This is a genomic window from Pseudomonas sp. GW821-FHT01D09 (genome assembly GCF_059422465.1).
The window spans coordinates 99,145-124,434 of record NZ_JBWKWY010000015.1; the positions used below are offsets into that span (position 1 = coordinate 99,145).

Annotated in this window: 25 protein-coding genes, 2 tRNA genes and 1 pseudogene; 17 read left to right on the top strand and 11 right to left on the bottom strand. The window is 63.1% G+C overall.

Annotated elements, in window-relative coordinates:
• Window positions 1–631: 631 nt before the first annotated feature.
• Window positions 632–1,126: a redox-sensitive transcriptional activator SoxR gene (gene soxR, locus AC07W7_RS15420; protein WP_099169582.1), complete on the bottom strand. Its 495-nt coding sequence runs from the start codon at window positions 1,124–1,126 to the stop codon at window positions 632–634.
• 108 nt (window positions 1,127–1,234) lie between these two features.
• Here soxR and AC07W7_RS15425 point away from each other — a divergent pair, with 108 nt between their 5' ends.
• The 6 genes from AC07W7_RS15425 (at window position 1,235) to AC07W7_RS15450 (ending at window position 10,374) form a co-directional block, all read left to right on the top strand.
• Window positions 1,235–2,329 (top strand): efflux RND transporter periplasmic adaptor subunit, encoded by a 1,095-nt coding sequence (locus AC07W7_RS15425; RefSeq protein WP_197882564.1) that lies wholly within the window; start codon window positions 1,235–1,237, stop codon window positions 2,327–2,329.
• Entirely contained in the window at window positions 2,326–5,427 is a 3,102-nt protein-coding gene (locus AC07W7_RS15430) for a MexW/MexI family multidrug efflux RND transporter permease subunit (RefSeq protein WP_495039633.1), read from the top strand. Before AC07W7_RS15425 ends, AC07W7_RS15430 begins: the two co-directional genes overlap by 4 nt.
• Window positions 5,424–6,863, top strand: a complete 1,440-nt coding sequence (locus AC07W7_RS15435) for an efflux transporter outer membrane subunit (protein WP_099169584.1) — start codon at window positions 5,424–5,426, stop codon at window positions 6,861–6,863. Before AC07W7_RS15430 ends, AC07W7_RS15435 begins: the two co-directional genes overlap by 4 nt.
• A gap of 10 nt (window positions 6,864–6,873) precedes the next feature.
• Window positions 6,874–7,359, top strand: a complete 486-nt coding sequence (locus AC07W7_RS15440) for a DUF2165 family protein (RefSeq protein ID WP_169902103.1) — start codon at window positions 6,874–6,876, stop codon at window positions 7,357–7,359.
• 83 nt (window positions 7,360–7,442) lie between these two features.
• Window positions 7,443–8,138, top strand: coding sequence for a tRNA (adenine(22)-N(1))-methyltransferase (locus AC07W7_RS15445; protein ID WP_099169586.1), 696 nt, complete (start codon window positions 7,443–7,445; stop codon window positions 8,136–8,138).
• A gap of 178 nt (window positions 8,139–8,316) precedes the next feature.
• Window positions 8,317–10,374 (top strand): methyl-accepting chemotaxis protein, encoded by a 2,058-nt coding sequence (locus AC07W7_RS15450; RefSeq protein WP_495039634.1) that lies wholly within the window; start codon window positions 8,317–8,319, stop codon window positions 10,372–10,374.
• Window positions 10,375–10,388: 14 nt separating this feature from the next.
• Here AC07W7_RS15450 and AC07W7_RS15455 read toward each other — a convergent pair.
• From AC07W7_RS15455 to AC07W7_RS15470, 4 genes and pseudogenes are all read right to left on the bottom strand, one after another.
• Window positions 10,389–10,463 (bottom strand): annotated as a pseudogene (locus tag AC07W7_RS15455) (glutathione S-transferase); the annotation flags it as partial.
• 69 nt (window positions 10,464–10,532) lie between these two features.
• Window positions 10,533–10,700 (bottom strand): DUF2986 domain-containing protein, encoded by a 168-nt coding sequence (locus AC07W7_RS15460; protein WP_076961329.1) that lies wholly within the window; start codon window positions 10,698–10,700, stop codon window positions 10,533–10,535.
• 147 nt (window positions 10,701–10,847) lie between these two features.
• Window positions 10,848–11,534 carry an MOSC domain-containing protein gene (locus tag AC07W7_RS15465; protein ID WP_099169588.1) on the bottom strand — a complete coding sequence of 229 codons (687 nt, stop codon included), beginning with the start codon at window positions 11,532–11,534 and terminating at the stop codon, window positions 10,848–10,850.
• Entirely contained in the window at window positions 11,531–12,100 is a 570-nt protein-coding gene (locus tag AC07W7_RS15470) for a MarR family winged helix-turn-helix transcriptional regulator (RefSeq protein ID WP_076961331.1), read from the bottom strand. Before AC07W7_RS15470 ends, AC07W7_RS15465 begins: the two co-directional genes overlap by 4 nt.
• A gap of 115 nt (window positions 12,101–12,215) precedes the next feature.
• Here AC07W7_RS15470 and AC07W7_RS15475 point away from each other — a divergent pair, with 115 nt between their 5' ends.
• The 5 genes from AC07W7_RS15475 (at window position 12,216) to AC07W7_RS15495 (ending at window position 14,048) form a co-directional block, all read left to right on the top strand.
• Complete coding sequence (locus tag AC07W7_RS15475) at window positions 12,216–12,446, top strand: thioredoxin family protein (RefSeq protein ID WP_076961332.1); 231 nt, start codon at window positions 12,216–12,218, stop codon at window positions 12,444–12,446.
• Window positions 12,447–12,478: 32 nt separating this feature from the next.
• Window positions 12,479–12,733, top strand: a complete 255-nt coding sequence (locus tag AC07W7_RS15480; protein WP_076961333.1) for a DUF2024 family protein — start codon at window positions 12,479–12,481, stop codon at window positions 12,731–12,733.
• 10 nt (window positions 12,734–12,743) lie between these two features.
• Window positions 12,744–13,022 carry a Rho-binding antiterminator gene (locus AC07W7_RS15485; RefSeq protein WP_076961334.1) on the top strand — a complete coding sequence of 93 codons (279 nt, stop codon included), beginning with the start codon at window positions 12,744–12,746 and terminating at the stop codon, window positions 13,020–13,022.
• A gap of 41 nt (window positions 13,023–13,063) precedes the next feature.
• Window positions 13,064–13,765 carry a glutamine amidotransferase gene (locus AC07W7_RS15490; RefSeq protein WP_495039635.1) on the top strand — a complete coding sequence of 234 codons (702 nt, stop codon included), beginning with the start codon at window positions 13,064–13,066 and terminating at the stop codon, window positions 13,763–13,765.
• Window positions 13,766–13,832: 67 nt separating this feature from the next.
• On the top strand, window positions 13,833–14,048 hold the full coding sequence (locus AC07W7_RS15495) for a cytoplasmic protein (RefSeq protein ID WP_232243855.1): 216 nt from the start codon (window positions 13,833–13,835) through the stop codon (window positions 14,046–14,048).
• Window positions 14,049–14,067: 19 nt separating this feature from the next.
• Here AC07W7_RS15495 and AC07W7_RS15500 read toward each other — a convergent pair whose 3' ends face one another.
• Window positions 14,068–15,114: an NAD(P)/FAD-dependent oxidoreductase gene (locus AC07W7_RS15500; protein WP_495039636.1), complete on the bottom strand. Its 1,047-nt coding sequence runs from the start codon at window positions 15,112–15,114 to the stop codon at window positions 14,068–14,070.
• Between the two features lie 226 nt (window positions 15,115–15,340).
• On the opposite strand from AC07W7_RS15500, the gene AC07W7_RS15505 reads away from it, so the two are divergent.
• The gene (locus AC07W7_RS15505; RefSeq protein WP_076961338.1) at window positions 15,341–15,574 is read left to right on the top strand and encodes a hypothetical protein; all 234 of its coding nucleotides are present in this window, start codon (window positions 15,341–15,343) and stop codon (window positions 15,572–15,574) included.
• Here AC07W7_RS15505 and AC07W7_RS15510 read toward each other — a convergent pair.
• From AC07W7_RS15510 to AC07W7_RS15520, 3 genes are all read right to left on the bottom strand, one after another.
• Entirely contained in the window at window positions 15,571–15,807 is a 237-nt protein-coding gene (locus tag AC07W7_RS15510) for a DUF6124 family protein (RefSeq protein ID WP_076961339.1), read from the bottom strand. The genes AC07W7_RS15505 and AC07W7_RS15510 overlap by 4 nt on opposite strands.
• A gap of 255 nt (window positions 15,808–16,062) precedes the next feature.
• Complete coding sequence (locus AC07W7_RS15515) at window positions 16,063–16,926, bottom strand: sensor domain-containing diguanylate cyclase (RefSeq protein WP_099169591.1); 864 nt, start codon at window positions 16,924–16,926, stop codon at window positions 16,063–16,065.
• 82 nt (window positions 16,927–17,008) lie between these two features.
• On the bottom strand, window positions 17,009–18,400 hold the full coding sequence (locus tag AC07W7_RS15520; RefSeq protein ID WP_495039637.1) for an aldehyde dehydrogenase family protein: 1,392 nt from the start codon (window positions 18,398–18,400) through the stop codon (window positions 17,009–17,011).
• Between the two features lie 104 nt (window positions 18,401–18,504).
• On the opposite strand from AC07W7_RS15520, the gene ptrR reads away from it, so the two are divergent.
• Entirely contained in the window at window positions 18,505–19,386 is an 882-nt protein-coding gene (ptrR, locus tag AC07W7_RS15525) for a putrescine utilization regulator PtrR (protein WP_076961342.1), read from the top strand.
• Here ptrR and AC07W7_RS15530 read toward each other — a convergent pair.
• On the bottom strand, window positions 19,383–19,592 hold the full coding sequence (locus tag AC07W7_RS15530; protein ID WP_057438594.1) for a hypothetical protein: 210 nt from the start codon (window positions 19,590–19,592) through the stop codon (window positions 19,383–19,385). The two genes, ptrR and AC07W7_RS15530, sit on opposite strands and share 4 nt — an antisense overlap.
• A 105-nt stretch (window positions 19,593–19,697) precedes the next feature.
• Window positions 19,698–20,894, bottom strand: coding sequence for an amino acid aminotransferase (locus AC07W7_RS15535; protein ID WP_076961343.1), 1,197 nt, complete (start codon window positions 20,892–20,894; stop codon window positions 19,698–19,700).
• 343 nt (window positions 20,895–21,237) lie between these two features.
• Here AC07W7_RS15535 and uvrB point away from each other — a divergent pair, with 343 nt between their 5' ends.
• From uvrB to AC07W7_RS15555, 4 genes are all read left to right on the top strand, one after another.
• On the top strand, window positions 21,238–23,253 hold the full coding sequence (gene uvrB, locus AC07W7_RS15540; protein WP_076961344.1) for an excinuclease ABC subunit UvrB: 2,016 nt from the start codon (window positions 21,238–21,240) through the stop codon (window positions 23,251–23,253).
• 179 nt (window positions 23,254–23,432) lie between these two features.
• Window positions 23,433–24,914, top strand: a complete 1,482-nt coding sequence (gltX, locus tag AC07W7_RS15545; RefSeq protein ID WP_076961357.1) for a glutamate--tRNA ligase — start codon at window positions 23,433–23,435, stop codon at window positions 24,912–24,914.
• A gap of 147 nt (window positions 24,915–25,061) precedes the next feature.
• Window positions 25,062–25,137 (top strand) — tRNA-Ala (locus tag AC07W7_RS15550).
• A 77-nt stretch (window positions 25,138–25,214) separates the two neighbouring features.
• Window positions 25,215–25,290 (top strand) — tRNA-Glu (locus AC07W7_RS15555).

A 25,290-nucleotide genomic window follows, 5' to 3' on the forward strand; every position in this document is an offset into this window, starting at 1 on the left:
CCTGCGATAGCGGTGGGTCAGCCAGCATCCCTCCCCGCAATGCCACCGCCATCGCAGCCTCACCGGGCTCGACAGCTCCCACCTTGATTTTCGGGGGGGTGGAGGATTGCATTTCAGCCGCCACTGCAGGATGCATACGCTGCCCAATGCCCTGAAGAACCAATGTGGGAGCTGGCTTGCCTGCGATAGCGGCGGGTCAGCCAGCATCCCTCCCAGCAAGGCCGCCGCCATCGCAGCCTCGCCGGGGCTCGACAGCTCCCACCTTGATTTTCGGGGGGGTTGGAGGCTTGCATTTCAGCCGCCACCGCAGGATGCATACGCTGCCCAATGCCCTGAAGATCCAATGTGGGAGCTGGCTTGCCTGCGATAGCGGCGGGTCAGCCAGTATCCCTCCCAGCAATGCCGCCGCCATCGCAGCCTCGCCGGGCGAGACAGCTCCCACCTTGATTTTCGGGGGGGTTGGAGGATTGCATTTCAGCCGCCACCGCAGGATGCATACGCTGCCCAATGTACTGAGGAACCAATGTGGGAGCTGGCTTGCCTGCGATAGCGGCGGGTCAGCCAACATCCCTCCCAGCAATGCCGCCGCCATCGCAGCCTCGCCGGGGCTCGACAGCTCCCACCTTGATTTTCAGGGTTTGGAGGCTTGTATTTCCGATCCGTTGGCGGCGCGTTCGAGGATCCTCGGCCCCGGGCCTTCCTGGCCCAGGCTGTCGCCCGGGTTGCGCAAGGGGCAGTCGTTGAGCGACAGGCAGCCGCAGCCAATGCAGTTGTCCAGGCTGTCGCGCAGGGCTTCCAGGGTGCGGATGCGTTCGTTGAGGTTGTCGCGCCAGGCCGAGGACATCTCGCCCCATTGCGCGGCTGTCAGTTTGCTGTTCGGCGGATAGCGGCCCATGGCGCGCTTGATCTCTTCCAGGGGGATGCCGGTGCGTTGCGCCACCTTGATAATCGCGATGCTGCGCAGCACCAGCGACGGGAAGCGCCGTTGGTTGCCGGCGTTGCGCGTGCTGGCGATCAAGCCCTTGGACTCATAGAAGTGCAGGGTGGAGATCGGTACGCCGCTGCGCCTGGCCACCTCGCCGATGGTGAGGGAGCGCACACCGTCCGGGTTCTTTTCTGCTGCCATGGGTGTTGCCCTCAAGTTAAGTTGAGGTTTTATAGTCCTGCCCGATCTTGGCTGCAATCGCTTTCCATCGGGGGGCAGCGCACACACTACGGATGAGCGGAGCAGGGCATGGGCAGAAGGATGCGAGTAGGTGGGGGCGTGGCAGGGGTCAGTGTGCTGGCCCTGGTCATCATGTGGTTGGGCAATCAACCCTCAACCCAGGCAGCGGCGACGTGGCCGGTGGCCAAGGTGGCGCTGGCCAGGGTCGGGCAGGGCGAGGCGCCCCGCCAGGCCTTCGCCGCAGGGGAGCTGGAGGCGGCCAACCAGGTGCAGGTGGCGGCGGAAACCGCAGGACGTATCACGCGGATCGCCTTCGAGTCCGGCCAGGCAGTCAAGGCCGGGCAGTTGCTGGTGCAGCTCAATGACGCCCCCGAACAGGCCGACCGTTTGCGCCTGCACGCGCAACTGCGCAATGCGCAGACCTTGTTTTTGCGTATTCAAAAGCTTGAGGCCGTGAATGTCGCGACCCAGGAGCAACTGGACAACGCCACCGCCGCCCTGGACATGGCCAAGGGCGAGCTGCAACAGGTTGATGCGCGGATTGCGCAAAAAGCCATCCGCGCACCGTTCGCCGGGCAGATGGGTATCCGTCGTGTGCATCAAGGCCAGTACCTGCAGACCGGCGAAGCCATCGCCAGCCTGGTGGATGCCCAGCGCCTGCACGTGAATTTCGCCTTGAGTGAACAGTCGGCCCCAGGCTTGAGCATCGGCCAGGCTGCCGCGCTCACGGTGGATGCCTTGCCCGGCCGGCAGTTCTCGGCGCAGATCAACGCCATCGACCCGCTGATCGGCCCGTCGCGCTCGGTGCGGGTGCAAGCCACCCTGGCCAACCCGGGCGGGCAGTTGCAGGCCGGCATGTATGCCAGCGTGCGCCTGTCGGCGGTGCAATCGCCCACGGTGCTGGTGGTGCCGGAAACCGCCATCACCTATACCGCCTACGGGCAGACCGTGTTTATCGCCAGCGCCGATCCGGCCGGCGCCTTGAGTGTGCGCCGCGCCCAGGTGACGACCGGGGAGCGCTGGCAGGGCCAGGTGGAAATCACCTCGGGCCTGGCGCTGGGCGAGCAGGTGGTGGTCTCCGGGCAGCTCAAGCTCAGCGACGGCATGCCCGTCGAAGCCGCCGGGCAAAACACCCTGGACGTTGAAGGGAAACCCGCCTCATGAGCTTCACCGACCGTTTTGTACGGCGCCCGGTGCTGGCCCTGGTGGTCAGCAGCCTGATCGTCCTTGCCGGCCTGTTTGCCCTCGGCCAGTTGCCGGTGCGCCAGTACCCGCTGCTGGAAAGCTCGACCATCACCGTCAGCACCGAGTACCCCGGCGCCTCGGCCGAATTGATGCAAGGCTTCGTCACCCAGCCGATCACCCAGGCCGTGTCGTCGGTGGAAGGCATCGACTACCTGGCGTCGTCGTCGGTGCAGGGGCGTAGTGTGATCACCCTGCGCATGACCCTCAACCGTGACTCGACCCAGGCGCTGGCCGAGACCATGGCCAAGGTCAACCAGGTGCGTTACCGCTTGCCCGATGATGCCTACGACCCGGTGGTCGAGCTGTCGGCCGGCGACTCCACCGCCGTGGCCTACGTGGGCTTTGCCAGTGACACGCTGTCGATCCCCGAGCTCAGCGACTACCTGTCGCGGGTGGTCGAGCCGCAGTTTTCCGGGATCGACGGGGTGGCCAAGGTGCAGACCTTCGGCGGGCAGCACCTGGCGATGCGCCTGTGGCTGGACAGTGATCGCATGGCCGGGCGCGGGGTGACCGCCGCCGACGTGGCGCAAGCGGTGCGCAGCAATAACTACCAGGCCACGCCGGGGCAGATCCGTGGCCAGTTCGTGCTGGCCGACATTCATATCGACACCGACCTGACCAGCGTCGAGGCCTTCCGTGACCTGGTGATCCGCAACGACGGCACGGCCCTGGTGCGCCTGCGCGATGTGGGCACCGTGGAGCTGGGCGCGGCGGCGACCCAGACCAGCGCCACCATGAATGGCCGCCCGGCTGTGCACCTGGGGCTGTTCCCCACGCCGTCGGGCAATCCCCTGGTGATCGTCGATGGCATTCGCCAACTGCTGCCGCAGATCCAGCAAACCCTGCCGCCTGGGGTCAACGTGGCCCTGGCCTATGAGACGGCGCGGTTTATCGAGGCCTCCATCGAAGAGGTGATGCACACCTTGCTGGAGGCCATGCTGATTGTGGTGCTGGTGATCTGGCTGTGCCTGGGCTCGCTGCGCAGCGTGGCGATTCCGGTGTTGGCGATTCCACTATCGATGCTCGGCGCGGCGGCCTTGATGCTGCTTTTTGGTTTCAGCCTCAACCTGCTGACCCTGCTGGCGATGGTGTTGGCTATCGGCCTGGTGGTGGACGACGCGATTGTGGTGGTGGAAAACGTCCACCGGCATATCGAAGAAGGCCTGACGCCGGTGGCCGCCGCGTTGGTCGGCGCCCGTGAGATCGCCGGGCCGGTGATTGCCATGACCCTGACGCTGGCGGCGGTGTATGCGCCCATCGGCCTGATCGGCGGGCTGACCGGCACGCTGTTCCGCGAATTTGCCCTGACCCTGGCGGGAGCGGTGATTGTCTCGGGCGTAGTCGCCTTGACCCTGTCGCCGGTGATGAGCTCGCTGCTGCTCAAGCCGGGGCAACAAGAAGGGCGCATGGCCAAGTTGGCCGAACAGGTATTTGGCGGGTTGGCCGCCGCTTATGGCCGGGTGTTGGGCCACTCCCTGGCACGGCGCTGGATCAGCGGCGGTATTGCCGTGCTGGTGTGCCTGAGCCTGCCGTGGCTGTACAGCCTGCCGCAGCGCGAACTGGCGCCGCCCGAGGACCAGGCGGCGATACTCACCGCCATCAAGTCACCGCAATACGCCAACCTCGATTACGCGGAACGCTTTGCGGGCAAGCTCAACCGGGTCATGGAGAGCCTGCCGGAAACCACCGACACCTGGATCATCAATGGCACCGACGGGCCGGCGGCCAGCTTTGGCGGGATCAACCTCAGCGCCTGGCAGGCCCGTGAGCGCTCGGCCGAGCAGGTCCAGGCGCAGTTGCAGCAGGCCGTGGGCGAGGTCGAGGGCAGCAGTATTTTTGCCTTCCAGGTGGCGGCGTTGCCCGGCTCCAGCGGTGGCCTACCGGTGCAGATGGTGTTGCGCAGCGCCCAGGACTACCCGGTGCTGTACCAGACCATGGAAACCCTCAAGCAGCGTGCCCGTGACAGCGGCCTGTTTGCCGTGGTCGACAGCGACCTGGACTACAACAACCCGGTGGTCAAAGTCACCGTCGATCGGGCCAAGGCGGCGAGCCTGGGGATTGGCATGCGCGATATCGGCGATTCCCTGGCGGTGCTGGTGGGCGAGCAGTACATCAACCGTTTTGCGCTGTATGGGCGCTCTTATGATGTGATTGCACAAGGCACCGAGGAACAGCGCCTGACCCCACAGGCCCTGGCCCGCCAGTATGTGCGTACCGAGGGCGGCCAGTTGATCCCGCTGTCGGCGCTGGTGCGCCTGGATATCACGGTGGCGCCGAACCGCTTGTTGCAGTTCGACCAGCAGAACGCCAGTACCTTGCAGGCCATTCCGGCGCCGGGTGTGTCCCAGGGGCAGGCGGTGGCCCTGCTGGCGCAACTGGTCGGTGAACTGCCGCCGGGATTCAGCCATGACTGGCAGTCCGAGTCACGCCAATACGTGCAGGAGGGCAGTGCCCTGGTGTTGGCGTTTCTCGCCGCCCTGGTGGTGATCTATCTGGTGCTCGCGGCGCAGTACGAGAGCCTGGTCGATCCGTTGATCATCCTGGTCACCGTGCCCTTGTCCATTTGCGGGGCGCTGATCCCCCTGGCGCTGGGCTGGGCCACGCTGAATATCTACACGCAGATCGGGCTCGTGACCTTGATTGGCTTGATCAGCAAACACGGGATCTTGATGGTGGAGTTCGCCAATGAGATCCAGGTGCGCGAGAACCTTGATCGCGTCAGCGCCATTATCCGCGCTGCACAGATCCGTCTGCGGCCGGTGCTGATGACCACGGCGGCGATGACCTTCGGCGTGCTGCCGCTGCTGTTCGCCGACGGTGCCGGGGCCAAGAGCCGCTTTGGCCTGGGCGTGGTAATCGTCTGCGGGATGCTGGTCGGCACGCTGTTTACGCTGTTTGTCCTTCCCACTGTCTATGCCTGGCTGGCCCGTGACCATCGGGTGCAGGGCCTGCGCCAGCAGCAATTGGCCGAGGCCGAGCAGAACCTGGTGCCAGGGCATGTCGAGGTGCGCCCATGAAGACGTTTATCCCTTACCCGCTGTTGATGGGCGTGCTGGCGAGCCTGGGCGCCTGCTCCGTGGGGCCGCACTACCACGCGCCCGAGATCGCGCCGATTCAACTGGCCAGCCCGCAGGCCGAGGCTTTTGCCGGGCGTGCCGTGCAGCCGGTAGCCGCCTGGTGGAGCTTTTTCGACGACGCCCAGTTGGCGCGCTTGATCGACGCCGCCGTGGCCCATAACCACGATGTGCGCCAGGCGCGTGCGAGCCTGCTGCTGGCCCGTGCGTCGGTCGACGAGCAAGCGTTGCAGCGCTTGCCGATAGTCACCAGTACGGCGGCGTACCAACGCAGCCTGGAACAACAGGCGGTGACGGGCGCGCGGCCCAGCCGCAGCTTGTCCGAGTCCTGGCGTGCCGGCCTGGACTTGCAATGGGAGCTGGACTTGTTTGGCCGTCTCGACCACTTGAACCGTGCCGCGCAATCCCGTGCCGAGGCTTCCCAGGCCGACCTCGAACAGGTGCAACTGAGCATTGCCGCGCAAGTGGCCCACGCCTATTTCGCGGCGCAGGGGCAGCGCGAGCAACTGCGGCTGGCGCAAGACGCGGTGCGCAGTTGGCAAGAGACCGTGGGCCTGACCGACGCGCAATACCAGGCCGGCAGCGGCTTGCCTGAAGAGCTGGAGAGTGCCCGGGGCAATACGTTGCGTGCCCAGGCGGCGATTGCGCCGCTGCAGAGCCAGCTGCAACGCAGCCTGTACCGGTTGCAGGTGTTGTCGGGGCAGCGGCCGGGCAGTGTTGGCGTCGAACTCGACGCCCTGGCGCCGGGGCCACTGGCGCGGCAATTGCCGTTGGGGGATGTCGACCAGTTGATCCGCAATCGACCGGATGTGGTGCAGGCCGAGCGGCGGCTGGCGGCGCGCGTGGAGGATGTGGGCGCGGCCACCGCCGACCTGTACCCACGCTTCAACCTGGGCGGGTTTATCGGCTTCTTTGCCTTGCGCGACGGTGACCTGGGCAGTGCGTCCCGGGCATTCGAGCTGACTCCGGGCCTGACCTGGCCGGCACTCAACCTGGGCACGGTGCGGGCGCGGCTGCGGGGTGCCCAGGCGCTGTCGCAGCGGGAGACCGCGCATTTTGAACAGGTGCTGCTGGTGGCTGTGGAAGAAGTGGAGGGCGCCATCACCCAACTGGCCGAGCATCAGCGCTATCTGCTCGGCCTGGTGCAATCGGCGCGGCATGCCGAGGCGGCGCTGGATATCGCCCAGCGCCGTTATGGCGCGGGCTCTGGCAGCTATTTATCGGTGCAACAAAACCTGCGCGAGCTGCTCAGCCTGCGCCAGGCCATTGCCCAGGCGCAGGCCGCGTCCTATGGCAATGCCGTGGACCTGTACAAGGCGCTCGCCTGGCGGGCGCCGACGGCTGTGGCGCTCAGCGCCAAGCACTTGCCCACTCAATAAGGACTGAACCATGGATCTCCCTACCTCGCTGCTGATTTTCCAAACGGTGCTCAGCCTGGGCTTCGGCCTGTGGCTGAGCCTTGCCCTGATCAACAACCTGCACGCGTTTGCCGGCTCGGCAGGCGCGGTGGGGGCCACGATGTCAATGGCGCCGCTGCGTGAGCATCCGCCGATCGGCACGCCGTTGCTGGTGCGCGCTGTCCAGTCGGCCACCCTCCATCGCCTGGCGTTGGCCCTGATTATCCTGCTGCAGGCGGGGGCGGTGCTGACGGTGTGGATTGGCTGCTACGCCTTGCTATGGGGCACTGGCCTGGAGGCGGCCCGGCCCTGGTTGAACCTCGCCTTGAGTGCCGCCCTGGGGTTCGTCATGCTGATGCTGCTGGCAGGGCTGTGGTTTGGCTACTGGATACGCCAGGAGGGCCTGCAGTTGACCCATCTGCTGCTGGTGGTCTGGGTGCTGCTGGGGTTTGTGGTGCTTAACCTGCGCTGGGTTTAGCGGCGGCGCTTTACCCTGTCGGGCGTACCGCGCATCATGCGCGCCCGCACTGAGGGCAAAAGTGCCGTGAAAAGGAACAACCGTTGAACCAAAACACCTTGTCCGTGCGCCTGGAACGCGTGGCAGCGCAGGTGCCGGCCGGCGCGCGCCTGGCCGATATCGGCTCGGATCACGCTTACCTGCCGGTGGCGCTGATGAACCGTGGCGCGATTGTCGCGGCGGTGGCCGGCGAGGTGGCGTTGACGCCATTCCGAGCCGCCCAGCGCACCGTGTGCGACAACGGCCAGCAATTGCACATCCAGGTGCGCCTGGCCAACGGCTTGGCGGCCATCGAGCCGGCCGACCGGATCGACGCGGTGAGCATCTGCGGCATGGGCGGCGAGACCTTGCGTGACATCCTCGAACGCGGCAAGGCGTACCTCAGCGGCCGGGAGCGCCTGATCCTGCAACCCAACGGCGGCGAACAACCGCTGCGCCTGTGGCTGATGGACAACGGCTATCGCATCCTCTGCGAGGAACTGCTGCGGGAAAACCGTTTCGATTACGAAATTATCGTTGCCGAGCGCAGCGGGCCGGTGAGCTACAGCGCCGAGCAACTGTATTTCGGCCCGATACAGATGCAGGCCCGCAGCCCGGCGTTCCTGGCCAAGTGGCAACGCCTGCTGCGCTACAAGCAACGCACCCTGGATCAATTGGCTCGGGCGCGACAAGCACTGCCCGAACAGAAGGTGCAGGAACTGGCGCAGGAGGTGCGCTGGATCACTGAGTTACTGGCGTAGATCTTTGATCTTCGCTGGGCGTGCGTTTTGTGCCATCTGGTATACCCTTGGAGAGAGTCATGTCGCCTGGCTGGCAGTGCCCGGGCCATGCTCGGGTACTGCCAGCCGATAATGTATGTTGCAATGCCATTTCAAGGCTTGAAGGCATCGGTTATTCACAAGGAAGGAGTCATCGGACATGCACAGTGTGTTGTTGCCAGGTATCCGCCTGCTTGGGCGTTTCGGTTTTGCGCGCAAGTTCCAGATCTTGCTGATCCTGATCATGCTGCCCTTGGCCGGCAGCCTGTGGATGGTCGAGCAGGACTACAGTGCCCAGCTTGATGTGATTGCCAGTGAGCAATCCGGTGTGCACCAACTGCTGGTGCTCGACGCCCTGGATGCTCAGTTGATCGTGCAGCGCAATCTGGCGGCACGCTGGAAGGCGCTGGATACCCAGCCGCAACCCACGCCCGCCGCGCAGGCGGCGATGGCCGCAGTCGATGCCTTGACCCCGGGTATGGTGCAAAACCTGCAAACCCTGGGCGCAACGCTCAAGGAGCACAACGCCAGCGCTGACTCCCAGGCGCGCTTTGACACATTGCAGGCCTCGCTCAAGGGCCTGGACACCTCATCGCTGCGCACTGTGGGCTGGTGGCCGGACGGTTACGATCGTTTCACCGCTGCGTTGACGGCGATGCAAGCCTTGCGCGAGCAGATCACCCTGGACACCGGCCTGATCCTCGACCCCTGGCTGGAAACCTACCTGCTGATGCAGATCTCCACCCAGCAGTTGCCCGAATTGATTGAGCGTATCGGCCGCATGGCCAGTATCGGTCAGTCGTCCATCGCCGCCGGGCAGTTCACCTTGCAAGGTCGCTTGCAGATGCGCGATCTGCGCGGGCGTGTAGGCGATGCGCGAGACTCGTTGATCAAGGCTGCGACCTCGCTCAAAACCCGCCCGTACCCTGGGCTGGCCACCTGGAGCACGCAATATGACGAGAGCGTGCAGCGCTTGGATAACCAGCTCAAGTCCCTGGACGACGGCGTGTCTGGGGACACGATCACACTCGACACCGGCGCTTTTGACAGCAGTGTCGACGACATGCTGGGCAGCTTGAGCGCATTGCGCAAGCAGTCGCTCAACGCCCTGCATGCGCGCCTGAGTGATTACCGCGACAGCGCACTGGCGCAAGTGATCCCTGTGGGGGTGACCTTCAGCCTGCTGGTCCTGGCGGCGTTGTACCTGTTTATCTGCCTGCAGGCTTCTATCCGCCGTAGCGCCAGTGGCATCACCACCCTGGCCGAGTCCTTGCGCGATGGCAACCTGTGCGTCGAGGTGGCGGTGCACGGGCGCGACGAACTGGCGGCGATCAGCACCGCGCTCAATGTTGCGGTAAGGCAGCTACGCACCAGCCTGCTGGGCGTCAACCACGAAACCCAGCAACTGGGGGCTGCCGTGCAAACCCTTAACACACAATCGGGCAGCACCCTTACCGAAGTGGAAGACCAGCAACACCAAATCAGCCAGATCGCCGCAGCGGCCACCCAACTGGCCGCCACTTCCCTGGGCGTGGCCAAAAGCTGCGAACAGGCATCAGACAGCGCTCAGCAGACCCGCTCTATCGCCGAGGACAGCAGCCGCGACAGTCTGCGCACGACCGCTAGCATCCAACAGCTCAACCAGCGCCTGACCGAGACCGCCAATGCCTTGGGCCAGGTCAGCGAGCAGGGCCAGCAAATCCAGTCGGTGGTTGACACCATCCGCGACATTGCCGAACAGACCAACCTGTTGGCGCTCAATGCCGCCATTGAAGCGGCCCGTGCCGGCGAACAAGGCCGAGGGTTTGCCGTTGTCGCCGATGAAGTGCGCAGCCTGTCGCAACGGACCCAGGCGTCCACCGCACAAATCGCCGGCACTGTGGAGAGCTTGCGCAGCACCGTGAGCCAGGCCGTCAGCCTGATGGGCGCCGCCTGTGAACAGGCGCTGAGCGATGCAGAGTCCGTGACGGGGCTGGGCAGCCGCCTGGGAGAAATTGCCAGCGCGGTGCAGCACGTGACGGATACCCTGGCGCAAATCGCGGCGGCGGTGGAGGAACAGGCGGCGACGGCGGATGAGGTGAGCGGCAATATCCAGCAGGTGGACCAGGCGGCTGGGCGGCTGCTGGACGGGGCCCGCGCGGTGAATCAAGCCGCAGACATGTTGAGCGAAGGCAGCCGGGCACTGAGCGGGAACACGGCCAGGTTTCGTCTGGACTGAAAATCATGCGCCTGGGGCGGGCCGAGTTCTTCGAGCAGCCAGAGAATGCGCTGCGAGCGTGAGTTGTTGAGGGGGTGAACAATCATCATGGGAAGTTCCGCCAGGCGAGAGTGGGGTGTCTGGGAACAGACTGCTGCGCCGGCGTAGAGTGCCCTGATTCAGCTTGGCGTGTCAGGGGCAATCGGCGTGTCCTGGGCGGGGTCGCTCTCCAGCTTCAAGCGGTCGGCCTTGCTGATGTACTTGTCTTTGCTTTTGGGGGCCAGTTTGGCATTGGCCTTTTTGGCGTTGGCTTTCAATATCTGATTGAGTTTCTTACGACGGTTCATGCTTTCTACTCAGCGCGTTAATGCCTGGATGATATCAGTTCAACACCCTGGTCGAATGCTTCTGTAGGCGCCGGCTGGCTGGCGAAGCACCCGGCGACGCGACGTCGTCAACCTCCAAGCCTCAGTTATAGCAGAGCCCTATGGGGTTCAGCCCTGCAGGCGGGGCGCCCAGTCCTCGATCAGGCCTTTCTCCAGCCGCCGCTCCAGCGTACGCCGCCACGAGGGCACCAACGGCAGGGCCAGGCATTCGCGCAGCAGTTCGGGCTCCACCCGTTTGTCGAACAGCACGGCGGACAAACGTGCCAGTGACCAGTCGGCAAATGGCCGCTCGACCATTTGCAGGTTGTCGCCCGCACTCACCAGGCCTTCCTCCAGCACCCGGTAGTACCAGCCCGTGCGGCCCGACTGCTGCACGCGCAGGGCCAGTTGGGGGACGGCGAAGCGGTCACTGAGCTTCCAGCACGGCATACGCCCCTGGGACACCTCAAGCAGTGCCGTCCCGACCTGGATACGATCGCCCAGGCAGACATCATGCTCGCTCCAGCCGGTGGTGCTGAAGTTCTCGCCAAACGCCCCTGGCTGCGCGAGCAATGGATGGGCGCCCAACTCGTCGGCCCAAAGGGCGTAGTGTTCGAGTGGGTAGTGGTGAATGGCTTTTTCCACCCCGCCATGGATGCGCAGGTCACCCTGTTCGTCGCCGCTGAGGCCGAGGGTGGAGAGCTTGAGTTGGCCGTGTCGCGGCTGTTTGTCGATGGCGCTCTGCGAGCCCGGGCGGGTGAATGGCTGTGCGCGACCGGTGAGCAGGGTGTCGAGGCGAATAGTGGGCAGGCTCATGCAGGGACCTCCGGGGTTTGATGTTCACGACAGATCAGCGCGGCGTCGCTTGGCGCCAGAGGCTCCTGGGTCAGACCGCAGAACGGCAGGTCCCCGGCCTGCTGGTGGAAGCGACAGGTGCGGCACAGGCCGAAACTGGGCACATCCGCACTGCGCTGCACTTCACGCAGTAACTCGCCCAACAGCGCCTCCAGTTGCGCGCCGCGTGCGCCCATGCGCGCTTCACCGGCGGCGAGGAAGTCCGGCGGCAACAAAGCGTCCAGCAGGCTGCGCGCCGTGTCGGTCAACTGCAGATGCACGCTGCGCTTGTCGCGCGCATCCTGGGTTTTGACGATCAGCCCCTTGGCCTCCAGCGCCTTGAGCGACTGCGACACCGTGCCCTTGGTCAGGCCCAGGTAGTCGGTCACGCCCAACGGCGTATTGGAGTAGCGGTTGCAGCGCGCCAGGTACATCAGTGCACTCAACTGGATGGGTTGCAACTCGGCCAGCAGCGGATGCTGGCGGAACCAGATGCGGCTGAGGCTGGCGAGTCTTTCAAGCAGATCGAAAAGGGTTGTGTCGGACATAAGTCACTCCTGTCGATACATAGTATCGATTAAATACTATATTGACAAATGGCGAGGTGAGGGTAATCTGGCGCTAGGTGTCGATTCGACACCAAATCAACGAAGGAGACTCAACATGTCCACAGCACGCTTCTACCACGCCGGCTGCTCCGTGTGTATTTCCGCCGAGCAGACCCTGCTCAACCTGCTGGATCCGGCTCTCAAGGTCGAGGTTGTCCACCTTGGCGAACAACCCCAGCGCATTGCTGAAGCCGAACTGGCCGGGGTCAAGTCGGTCCCCGCGTTTGTTCACGATGACCAGGTGCTGCATCTGAATTTCGGTGCGTCCATCGACGACCTGAAGTAAGGCGCAGCGGGCTACCTGAAGGAGGAAAAGTGATGAGAGTCAATGTATTCGACACCCATGTGCGTACCCGCGAGGGCCGTTACCTGCATTTCGATGTGCTGATTGAAGGCACCGATCAGGCCCGCGCGACCCAGTACGCCCGCGACTGGATGGCCACGCGCGGCGTGCAGGATGCCGATATCGAACAGAGCCGGTGCCAGTTCTGCCACAGTGAGCCGGCCCACCCCGAAATCGCTGCAGCCGTTACAGGGCAGGGCTACTACATCATTCCCCTGGAAGGTTGCTAGGAGACACGCCATGAACGCGTATCAGCCCCTGCACTGCGATTTGCACGACTACCTGGAGATCGCTTGCCTGTATCGTTACCGCCTGCTGATCGAAACCGTCGATGGGCGTACCTTCGCAGCCAGGGCGCTGACGACGCGGACTGCGGCGAGCAAGGAAGAATTTTTGGTGCTGCACCGCGATGACGAGCCGGTCGAACTACGTCTCGACCAACTGCTGGCGATCACGGCGCTTGAGCCCCATGCCAGTTTTGGCCGTATCGAGCTGGCGGGAAGTCACTGCGCGGTCTGAACCGTGTTTTACATATCACTGGATTGATCGAGAGGCCCACCATGAAAACCGCCCTTGCCATTCGCCATCTGCACTTTGAGGACCTGGGGACGCTGGAACCGCTGCTGCACGAACTGGATTATCAGGTGCAGTATGTCGATGCCACCCTGGATAACCTCGCTGGACTGGATGTGGAAAGCCCGGAGCTGCTGGTGGTTCTGGGTGGCCCCATCGGCGCTTACGATGACGCGCTGTACCCCTTTTTAACCATTGAACAGGAGCTGCTGCGCCGACGCCTGGCCAGCAACCGACCGCTACTGGGCATCTGCCTGGGAGCCCAATTGATCGCCCGCGTCCTGGGTGCCAGTGTCTACCCCCTGGGCCAAAAGGAAATCGGTTTTGCCCCCCTTGCCCTGACCGCCGCTGGACACGCCTCGCCCCTGGCTGCGCTGGACCGTGTGGCTGTCTTGCACTGGCATGGCGATCAGTTCGATATACCCCGTGGTGCCGACCACCTGGCCTCCACGGCCATCGGTAAAAACCAGGCCTTCGCCCTTGGCCAGCACGTGCTGGGCTTGCAGTTTCATCTGGAGGCCGATCCTTTACGGATAGAAAGCTGGCTGGTGGGCCACGCCAGCGAGCTGCAACAAGCCGGCATCGACCCGCGCACCCTGCGCGCCCAGGCGCATGCGACGCAGCCCGACCTGGCCAGCGCGGCTTGCCGGGTAATCACGCGCTGGTTGGAGGCTTGCCGTCCGGTATAGCGTGTATCACCCTATGCGCCTTCGCGCCGAATAATGTTGAGAGAACACAATGAATAGATACCGACTCATGATTAATAGCAGCGACAGGCTGTTAGGGCATTTTGAATCCGCCACCCCGTGGGCGCATGAGGCCGTGCAGGAAATTGCGCGCTGCCTGGCGGGTGCCGGTTACAGCGTTGAACTCCTGGTCGCCGACAGCGAGCGCCGGTTGCTTGAAAGCGGCCCGGATGGGGTTCGAGTCCTGTACAGCGAACCGGTTTTCAAGCGGGCTGCCTTGCCCTAGGTGATGGCGCAGGCATTTCCTACTCTTGGAAAAATCGATCTGGACGACAGGCCCCAAGCGCATCTGATTCCTTCCCGTCAATCATCTCCTCACTGGCCAGCCGGCCCACGACCGCAGCCAGTGCGACCCCGGGGTGCATTGCGCAAACATAAACGCCCCGCACCTTGGGCAGGTAACCAATGATGGGGATGCCATCGGCAGGTATTGGCCTGAGCCCGACGCAGACCAATTGCGGCTCAAGCGCAACCACCCCCTTGAGTTCATTGTGGATGGCCTTGGCCGTTCGCAGCGCTATCGCTCCTGGCTGGTTTTCCAGGGCGTCGTCCAGGTAATCCTCTGCCGCCAGTAGCGTGCCATCCGCGCTTTGGCGCACTTCCATGTCAGGGCTGGAGATAAGGGTATGCACAAGCTGGGGTTGTGGCTTGTAGCGGATGAAGATGGAGGGGGAGGCGGTTATGGGCAGGGAGAGTTGCAGCATATCTGCCAGCTTCACGGTGCCTGTCCCGGCGGCCAGTACAACGAGATCGGCCTTGATGATGCCCTTGGGGGTCTTGACTCCCGTCACCTGCCCACCCTCGGTTGTAAAACCGAGTACGGGGGTCTGAGTGAGCACCGTGGCCCCATGCGCCTGGGCGCCGGCGATCAACACATGGGTGGCGGCCACCGCGTCCAGCGCGCCTTCTTCGGCCACGTACGTTGCATATTGAGGGGGGTGCTTGAGGTTGGGTTCTAGGTCAAGAATCTGTGAGCGTGACACCCGGCCTGTCGGGGCCGGTAACAACCCACTGTAAGACAAGGCGCCCGTCCAGCGTATCTGCAGCCCAGGCAACTGGGTTTCGAGTCGGTGGTATTCGGTTATCGCCGCACTGCGTAATGGTGCAATGGGGTCGGGGCCTGGGTGGTTGGCGTTGATCCAGGCGAATGAAGTGGCGGTCACTCCAGAGGCTATCTCTTGAGCCTCGACCAGGCTGACCTTCGCGCCTTTCTCCGCCAGGTGATAGGCCAGGGACGCTCCCACGATGCCGGCACCAATGACAACGATTCGTTTGTTTAGCGTGTTTTCCATGTCGACCGAGGCTCCATTGACCTGACGATGCTATGCAAGGTGAGCAATCCTATGGCTGGGGATCCTGATCGTTTATGGGGCGAAATCAACCCTTTTCACCCATCCCGGTCTACCATGCCATCCCGGCAGTGGTTACACGCGCTATCGGCCCCAAGCTCTCTTAGGTACCGCACATGACCTTGTTAACCCGCAATACCCCATCCCCAGCCTCGTCCGAGGTGTCGCAATGAGCATCGACCAGATCAGCCTGCCCAAGGGGGTTGGCCCGCACGCGGCCAAGTTGCTGGACGCGATCACCGGCGCCAGCACCCTTGAAGACCTGAACCGCGCTGGCGGCAAGGCCGAAGGGTTTGTGTTGGGGCTGGAGGCCAGCAAAGCCATCAAAAGCCAGGTCGCCGAGTCGTTGTATGTCGCGTATGACGACGCGGCGAGTCATCGGGCAGGTGAGTTGCAGGGCTAGCCGAGGCAGGGCGTTTCGCGGTCGAGGAGCTTGGCCGTGAGCAGGACGCCCAGTTCGCTCAGTTGGTAGATAGCCAGGGCGATGTCCCGGTGTTTGCCGTTCAGGTCGTCGGACAGGACGAGCAGCAAGGTGCTGACTGAGGTGAAGGTCTCGTAGCTGTTGGTGATCAGGGTTTCGTTGCTGGCGTCGGGAGCGACGCTGAACAGGGTTGAACCTGGTTTGACCTTGTACATGTTTGAATTCCTGAGGGTGGCCGCCATCCTTGAGCTACTAAACAAAAGGGTGCAGCTGCGCGCAGGTTGGTCGACCGGGGGAATCCAAACCAAGGCCGGCGCCCCCTCAGGCTACTAAACCCGATCACCTAAATGTCGATGACCGCGCAACCTTAAACACGCCTACCCAAGCACACAAGCCGGCGGATTCTGACGTGACCGTAGGCAACGGAGCAAGGTTGTGTGGCTGTTTGAGGGAGGGGTGTAGCGGCCTCTTCACCCTGCCGCGCGCTGGAGTTTCTTCACCCGGTACATATCGCCATCGGCATGGCTGAGCAGGGTATCGGCATCTTCCCCGTCGGCCGGGTACCGGGCCACGCCGATACTGCACGACGGCATTTTCACCGGGCCAAACTCGGGGCCCAGGGGCTCGGCCATGATGGCGAGAATCTGCTGCACCTTTTCGCTCACCGTGTCGTCTGACTGGAGGTCCGTCAACAGCACGGTGAATTCATCCCCGCCCATCCGCGCCACGGTGTCGGTCCCGCGCACGCAGGCTTCCAGGCGTCGGGCAATGGTGCACAGCACGCGGTCGCCCGCGACATGCCCGTGCACATCGTTGATGCCCTTGAAGTCATTGATATCCAGGAACAGCAAGGCCAGCGTGCTCTTTTGCCGGCGTGCGTTGCGCAAGGCCGAGTCCAGGCGATCATTGAACAGCGAGCGGTTGGTCAGGGCCGTCAGTGGGTCGTGATGGGCGAGGAAGCGCAGTTCTTCCTCGGCCTGGGTGAGGGCCGTGATGTCCCGCGCCACGCCGATCCTGGCGCCCACATCCGCAGACCAGAACGCCGCCCACAGGATATGCACGACGCTGCCATCCTTGCGCAAATAGCGGTTGCGGAAATCCACGTGGGGCTGGCCGTTCATCACCCGGATAATCGAGGCCCGGGTGGCCGCCAGGTCTTCGGGGTGCATATAGTCGGTGATCAGGTTCCCGGTCAGTTCGTCGGCACGGTAGCCGAGCAGCGCCTCGCAGGCGTCGCTGACAAATGCAATCTGGTTGTCCCTGTCGACCACGAAAACCGTATCCAGCATCAGGTGGATCAGTTTGGGATAAAGCGCTTGCAGGTCAACGGGCATGGTTCAGGGGAGTCCGGTTCATATAACGGCCTGATCATATCCCGAACCCGCAAGCGGGCCACGAGGAATCTTGACGATCGGCCTACCGCCGATCTACCCATACCGTCTGCGCATTGCAGAATTCCCGCACGCCGAAATGTGACAATTCGCGGCCAAACCCACTCTTTTTCACCCCGCCAAACGCTACCCGAGGGTCGGACACGCTGTAGGCGTTGATAAAGATCCCGCCGGTTTCCAATCGGTTGGCGATCTCCCGTGCCTTGGCTGCGTCAGTGGTGAAAATGCTGGCGGTGAGGCCGAACTCGCTGTCGTTGGCCAGGGCCACGGCATGCTCGGCGTCGCGGGCGCTGATGATCGAGGCCACGGGGCCGAACAGTTCCTGTTTGAACGCGGTCATCTGGTCGGTGACATTGGCCAGGACGGTGGGCGCGTAATAGTTGCCCGCTCCTTCGACGGGATGGCCGCCCAGCAGTAGGGTGGCGCCTTCGGCCAGGGTCGCCTGGACTTGTGCGTGCAGCTCGTCGCGCAGGTCGAAGCGGGCCATGGGGCCGATATAGGTGTCGCTTGATGTCGGGTCGCCCATCACCAGTTGGCGGCTGGCTTCAAGGAACTTGGCGGTGAAGGCTTCGACCACGCCTTGCTCGATGATCAGGCGCTTGGCGGCGGCGCAGACCTGGCCGCAGTTCTGGAAGCGGCCGATCACCGCGGCTTGTACGGCGGCGTCGAGGTCGGCGTCGTTGAGCACAATAAAGGGGTCGGAGCCGCCCAGTTCCAACACACACTTTTTCAGCGCGGCGCCGGCTTGCGCGCCGATGGCGATGCCGGCGCGCACGCTGCCGGTCAGGGTCACGGCGGCGATGCGTGGGTCGGCGATGGCCTTGGACACGCCGTCCGGGGTGACGTTGATCACTTCAAACAGGCCTTCGGCAAAGCCGGCTTTGTGGAAAGCCTGTTGCATCAGGTAGGCGCTGCCCATCACGTTGGGTGCGTGTTTGAGCACGTAGGTGTTGCCACTGAGCAGGGTCGGTATGGCGCCGCGCAGCACTTGCCATACGGGGAAGTTCCACGGCATGACGGCGAGGATCGGGCCCAGTGGGCGGTATTCGATCCGGGCGCTGCCGTTGTCCACCAGGGTCGGCTCCGGGGCGAGCATGGCCGGGCCGTGGGCGGCGTACCATTCGGCCAGCAGGGCGCATTTCTCGATTTCGCCACGGGCCTGGGCGATGGGTTTGCCAATTTCCAGGGTGATCATTTGCGCCATCGCTTCGGCCTGTTCACGCAGGGCGCCGGCCAGGGCCAGGAGTAATGCCGCGCGTTGTGCCACAGGCGTGTTGCGGCCGTGGCGGAAGGCGGTGCTGGCGCGGGTGAGGGCGGCGTCCAGTTGCGCGGCGGATTGGTACGGGTAGCGGCCGACGGTTTCGCCAGTGGCGGGGTTGATCGACAAGGCATGGGTCTGGTGAGTAATGGCGTTCATGGCACCGTCCTGCGCAGTATTTGGGAAGGTGACCAGCGTACGGCGCTGTACCTTTTCCGGGAACTGAATAATATTAAGCAATACGTTCACGATTGGAGAATGACTTGGATCTGGTGCAACTGGAAATTTTCAAGGCCGTGGCCGAGCAAGGCAGCATCAGCGCCGCCGCGCAGTTGATTCATCGGGTGCCGTCGAACTTGACCACGCGCATCAAGCAGTTGGAGCAGGACTTGGGCGTCGAACTGTTTATCCGTGAGAAAAGTCGACTGCGCCTGTCGCCTGCTGGCTGGAATTTCCTCGGCTATGCGCGGCGCATTCTCGACCTGGTGCAAGAGGCCCGCGCCACCGTGGCGGGGGAGGAGCCCCAGGGGCCTTTTGCCCTGGGCTCGCTGGAAAGCACTGCCGCCGTGCGTATCCCGGCATTGCTGGCGGCCTACAACCAGAAACACGCCAAGGTCGAACTGGACCTGACCACCGGGCCCTCGGGGACCATGATCGAAGGCGTGCTATCGGGCCGGCTGGCAGCGGCGTTTGTCGATGGCCCGGTCTTGCATCCGACCCTGGAAGGCGTAGCGGTGTTTGAAGAAGAGATGGTGGTGATTGCGCCGCTGCACCACGCGCCGATCACCCGTGGCCAGGATGTGAACGGGGCGAGCATCTATACCTTTCGTTCCAATTGCTCATATCGGCACCACTTCGAGCGCTGGTTTTCCCAGGACGACGCGGTGCCGGGGAAGATTTTCGAGATGGAGTCGTACCACGGCATGCTCGCCTGCGTCAGCGCCGGCGCAGGGCTGGCGCTGATGCCACGCAGTATGCTGGAGAGCATGCCGGGGTTTACCACGGTGAGTGTGTGGCCGTTGGCAGATGAGTTCCGTTTGCTGAACACCTGGCTGATCTGGCGCCGGGGTACGGTGTCGCAGAGTCTGGACAGCTTTGTGCAACTGCTGGAGGAACGCATTCCCCTGCAGGAGCCGGCAAGCTAGCCACCAAACTGCAGGGTGCCCATCGCCAGTTTCGCCATCAGCGCCGTGGCGCCCAGCTGCACCAGCCACAGGGCCAGGCCGCCGAGGAAGACGCCCAGGGCGACTTGCAGGACCAGGCTTTTTTGCCGTTTGGCTGGGGGCGTGCGTGGGGTGAAGTGGTCCAGTTCGTCGCGGTCGGCACGCAGGTCCAGGTCGTCGTTTCTCATAGGGCTCTCACAGCAAAAGGGCAATCGGTGTCCAGTCTAGGGGGTGGGCGCCGCAAATAGAAAGGGGAAGCCATTGGCTTCCCCCTTCGTACCCCGCGCTCAGGTCTACAGCACCTGCACAATCGCCTTGGTCACGGCACCGATGTTCGCCTGGTTCAACGCCGCCACGCAGATGCGGCCGGTGTCGAGGGCGTAGATACCGAACTCGTTGCGCAGGCGGGTGACCTGCTCTACGGTCAGGCCGGAGTAGGAGAACATCCCGCGCTGGCGACCGACGAAGCTGAAGTCGTGGCCTGGCGCGGCCTTGGCCAGTTCGCTGACCATCTGCTCGCGCATGCCGCGGATGCGCAGGCGCATTTCGGCCAGTTCGGCTTCCCACTGGGCGCGCAGTTGCGGGCTGTTGAGCACCGCCGCGACAATCGCCGCGCCATGGGTCGGCGGGTTGGAGTAGTTGGTGCGGATCACGCGCTTGACCTGGGACAGGATGCGCGCGCTTTCTTCTTTCGACTCGCTGACGATCGACAGTGCGCCCACGCGCTCGCCGTACAGCGAGAACGATTTGGAGAACGAGCTGGACACAAAGAAGGTCAGGCCCGATTCGGCGAACAGGCGCACGGCGGCGGCATCTTCGTCGATACCGTCGCCAAAGCCCTGGTAGGCCATGTCGAGGAACGGCACCAGGTTCTTGGCCTTGACCACTTCCAGCACGTCTTTCCAGTCGGCCGGGCTCAGGTCGACGCCGGTCGGGTTGTGGCAGCAGGCGTGCAGCACCACGATGGACTGGGCGGGCAGGGCGTTGAGGTCTTCCAGCAGGCCGGCGCGGTTTACATCGTGGGTGGCGGCATCGTAGTAACGATAGGTCTGCACCGGGAAGCCGGCTTTTTCAAACAGCGCCTGGTGGTTTTCCCAGCTCGGGTCGCTGATGGCAACCACGGCATTGGGCAGCAACTGCTTGAGGAAATCGGCACCGATTTTCAGCGCGCCGGTGCCGCCAACAGCCTGGGCGGTGATCACGCGGCCAGCGCTCAGCAATGGCGACTCGGCGCCAAACAGCAGCTTCTGTACGGCCAGGTCGTAGGCGGCAATGCCATCGATCGGCAGGTAGCCACGGGCGGCGTGTTGCGCCACGCGAATGGCTTCCGCTTCGGCAACGGCACGCAGGAGTGGAATCTTCCCCTCCTCGTTGCAGTAAACGCCTACGCCAAGGTTGACCTTGGTGGTACGGGTATCGGCGTTGAATGCTTCGTTGAGGCCCAGGATAGGATCGCGTGGTGCCATTTCGACAGCGGAGAACAGGCTCATTTTTGCGGCAGCTCTATGGGGGAATGGAGGGACGTGTCGCGCTCCAGCCGAATGCACTAGAGCGGTGCACAAACGGGGAGCTAGTATAGAGGCCAACACCGCTCGCGGCGACAGCCGAAACGGCTTTTCGGCCAAGTTTTTCGGTTTATTTATCGACCGTTAGTCTTATTGCAATATTGACGGCCAGCGGCATGTAGGGCGATTACCTTGAAACCCGTCACATTCGTCTCCACTTCTACAGTTATCATGGTTTTTTCCTACGGCCTGCTCTGGAATTGAGCGGGCCGTGGTCTTTTTCGTCCCCGACGGGTTTACAGTCTGGGGTGACTTCAAGAGGTACGTTATGTCGGATTTCCAACTAGTCACCCGCTTTGAACCGGCCGGCGACCAGCCCGAGGCCATCCGCCTGATGGTCGAAGGCATCGAAGCCGGCCTGGCCCACCAGACATTGCTCGGGGTGACCGGCTCCGGCAAGACTTTCAGCATTGCCAACGTCATCGCCCAGGTGAACCGCCCGACCCTGGTGCTGGCGCCGAACAAGACCCTGGCTGCGCAGTTGTACGGTGAGTTCAAGGCGTTTTTCCCGAACAACGCGGTGGAGTACTTCGTTTCCTACTACGACTACTACCAGCCGGAAGCTTATGTGCCGTCCTCCGATACCTTTATCGAGAAGGATGCGTCGATCAACGACCATATCGAGCAGATGCGGCTGTCGGCGACCAAGGCGCTGCTGGAGCGCAAGGACGCAATCATCGTCACCACGGTCTCGTGCATCTACGGCCTGGGCAGCCCGGAAACCTATTTGAAGATGGTGCTGCACGTCGATCGCGGCGACAAACTCGACCAGCGCGCCTTGCTGCGGCGCCTGGCGGACCTGCAATACACCCGCAATGACATGGACTTTGCCCGCGCCACCTTCCGGGTGCGTGGCGATGTGATTGATATCTACCCGGCCGAGTCGGACCTGGAAGCGATCCGTATCGAGTTGTTCGACGATGAGGTCGAGAGTCTGTCGGCCTTCGACCCGTTGACCGGCGAGGTGATCCGCAAACTGCCACGTTTTACCTTCTACCCCAAAAGCCACTATGTGACGCCCCGTGAAACCCTTTTGGATGCCATGGAAGGGATCAAGGCCGAGCTGGCCGAGCGCCTCGAATACCTGCGCGCCAACAATAAGCTGGTGGAAGCCCAGCGCCTGGAGCAGCGCACGCGTTTTGACCTGGAGATGATCCTGGAGCTGGGCTACTGCAACGGCATCGAAAACTACTCACGCTACCTGTCGGGCCGTGAGTCCGGTGCGCCGCCGCCGACCCTCTATGACTACCTGCCGGCAGACGCCTTGCTGGTGATCGACGAATCCCACGTCAGCGTGCCGCAAGTCGGCGCCATGTATAAGGGCGACCGCTCGCGCAAGGAAACCCTGGTGGAGTACGGCTTCCGCCTGCCCTCGGCGCTGGATAACCGGCCGATGCGTTTTGACGAGTGGGAAAGCATCAGCCCGCAGACCATCTTTGTGTCCGCCACGCCGGGCAACTACGAGGCCGAGCATGCTGGCCGGGTGATCGAGCAGTTGGTGCGCCCCACCGGCCTGGTCGACCCGCAAATCGAGATCCGCCCGGCCCTGACCCAGGTCGATGACCTGCTGTCGGAAATCACCAAGCGCGTGGCCCTGGAAGAGCGGGTGCTGGTCACCACGCTGACCAAGCGCATGTCCGAAGACCTCACCGACTACCTGGCCGACCACGGCGTGCGCGTGCGTTACCTGCACTCGGACATCGACACCGTGGAGCGCGTGGAGATCATCCGCGACCTGCGCCTGGGCACGTTCGATGTGCTGGTGGGCATCAACCTGCTGCGCGAAGGCCTGGACATGCCCGAGGTGTCGCTGGTGGCGATCCTGGACGCGGACAAGGAAGGTTTCCTGCGCTCCGAGCGCTCCTTGATCCAGACCATCGGCCGGGCGGCACGTAACCTCAATGGCCGCGCGATCCTGTATGCCGACCGCATCACCGGTTCCATGGAACGGGCCATCGGCGAGACCGAGCGCCGCCGCGACAAGCAGATTGCCTTCAACCTGGCCAATGGCATCACCCCCAAGGGCGTGTTCAAGGACGTGGCCGACATTATGGAAGGCGCCACCGTGCCCGGTTCGCGCAGCAAGAAGCGCAAAGGCATGGCCAAGGCCGCCGAGGAAAATGCCAAGTACGAAAACGAACTGCGCTCGCCCAGCGAAATCACCAAGCGTATCCGCCAACTGGAAGAGAAGATGTACCAACTGGCGCGGGACCTGGAGTTTGAAGCGGCGGCGCAGATGCGCGATGAGATTGGCAAGTTGCGTGAGCGGTTGCTGACTGTCTGAATGTGCAGGGCCGGGCGATCGTTCCCACGCTCTGCGTGGTAACGCCGCCCAGGACGCTCTGCGTCCAAAGAGCGGACACCGCAGGTATTGATCGGCCCATGCTGGAGCCGGGGGGCTTGGGGCTGTTACCATTCGCCCCTTGTTTTATTTTCAGCTTTATTGCCCATTCGAGACTCGCCATGACCACCGTCCGCACGCGCATCGCGCCATCGCCTACTGGGGATCCCCACGTCGGTACTGCCTACATCGCCTTGTTCAACTACTGCTTTGCCAAGCAGCACGGCGGTGAATTCATCCTGCGGATCGAAGACACGGACCAGGTGCGTTCGACCCGTGAGTCGGAACAGCAGATTTTCGATGCCCTGCGCTGGCTGGGCATTACCTGGGCCGAAGGCCCGGATGTCGGTGGCCCGCACGGCCCGTATCGCCAGAGCGAGCGCAGCGACATCTACAAGCAGTACACCCAGCAACTGGTCGATATGGGCCACGCCTTCCCGTGCTTCTGCACCAGCGAGGAACTGGACCAGATGCGCGCCGAGCAACAGGCCCGTGGCGAAACCCCGCGCTACGATGGCCGTGCGCTGCTGCTGTCGAAAGAAGAAGTGGCCCAGCGCCTGGCCGCCGGCGAGCCGCATGTGATCCGCATGAAGGTGCCGAGCGAAGGCGTGTGCGTGGTGCCCGACATGCTGCGTGGCGACGTGGAGATCCCCTGGGATCGCATGGACATGCAAGTGCTGATGAAGACCGATGGCCTGCCGACGTACTTCCTGGCCAACGTGGTCGATGACCACCTGATGGGCATCACCCATGTGCTGCGTGGCGAAGAATGGCTGCCGTCGGCCCCTAAATTGATCCTGCTCTATGAATACTTCGGCTGGGAACAGCCGCAGCTGTGCTACATGCCGCTGCTGCGTAACCCGGACAAGAGCAAGCTGTCCAAGCGCAAGAACCCGACCTCGGTGACCTTCTACGAGCGCATGGGCTTTATGCCCGAGGCGATGCTCAACTACCTGGGCCGCATGGGCTGGTCGATGCCGGACGAGCGCGAGAAGTTCTCGTTGCAGGAAATGGTCGATCACTTCGATTTGTCCCGCGTCTCCCTGGGCGGGCCGATCTTCGATATCGAGAAGTTGTCGTGGCTCAATGGCCAATGGCTGCGGGACCTGCCGGTGGAAGAATTCGCCAGCCGCGTGCAGCAGTGGGCGTTGAACCCCGAGTACATGATGAAGATCGCCCCGTTGGTGCAGGGCAGGGTGGAAACCTTCAGCCAGGTCGCGCCGCTGGCCAGCTTCTTCTTTGCCGGTGGGGTGAGCCCGGATCCTAAGCTGTTCGAGTCCAAGAAGCTCTCGGGCGATCAGGTTCGCCAGTTGATGCAGCTGATCCTGTGGAAGCTCGAAAGCCTGCGCCAGTGGGAGAAGGATGCCATCACTGCGACGATCCAGGCGGTGGTCGAGTCTCTGGAGTTGAAACTGCGCGATGCGATGCCGCTGATGTTTGCCGCCATTACCGGGCAAGCCAGTTCGGTGTCGGTACTCGATGCGATGGAAATCCTCGGCCCTGACCTGACCCGTTTCCGTCTGCGCCAAGCCCTTGATTTGCTGGGCGGTGTGTCGAAGAAAGAAAACAAGGAATGGGAAAAGCTGCTGGGTGCTATCGCCTAGTTAAGCGTTGCCAAGGTCAAAACCCCGGCTTTCCGGGGTTTTGATGGTAAGTGATTGTTATCCCGGCAAAAAATTTTGAAAATTGTTGAAAATAAATTTGACAGCCCTTCAAAGCGCCATTAAGATTCGCCCCGTCCTCACCGATGAGGGGCTATAGCTCAGCTGGGAGAGCGCTTGCATGGCATGCAAGAGGTCAACGGTTCGATCCCGTTTAGCTCCACCAATTTACAGGTTCAAGGTCTGGCCACACCGTCCTTGAATTGATCAGGCCCAGCTTGATCATGTTGTACAGAAGGTTTTGTCCCCTTCGTCTAGTGGCCTAGGACACCGCCCTTTCACGGCGGTAACAGGGGTTCGAGTCCCCTAGGGGACGCCA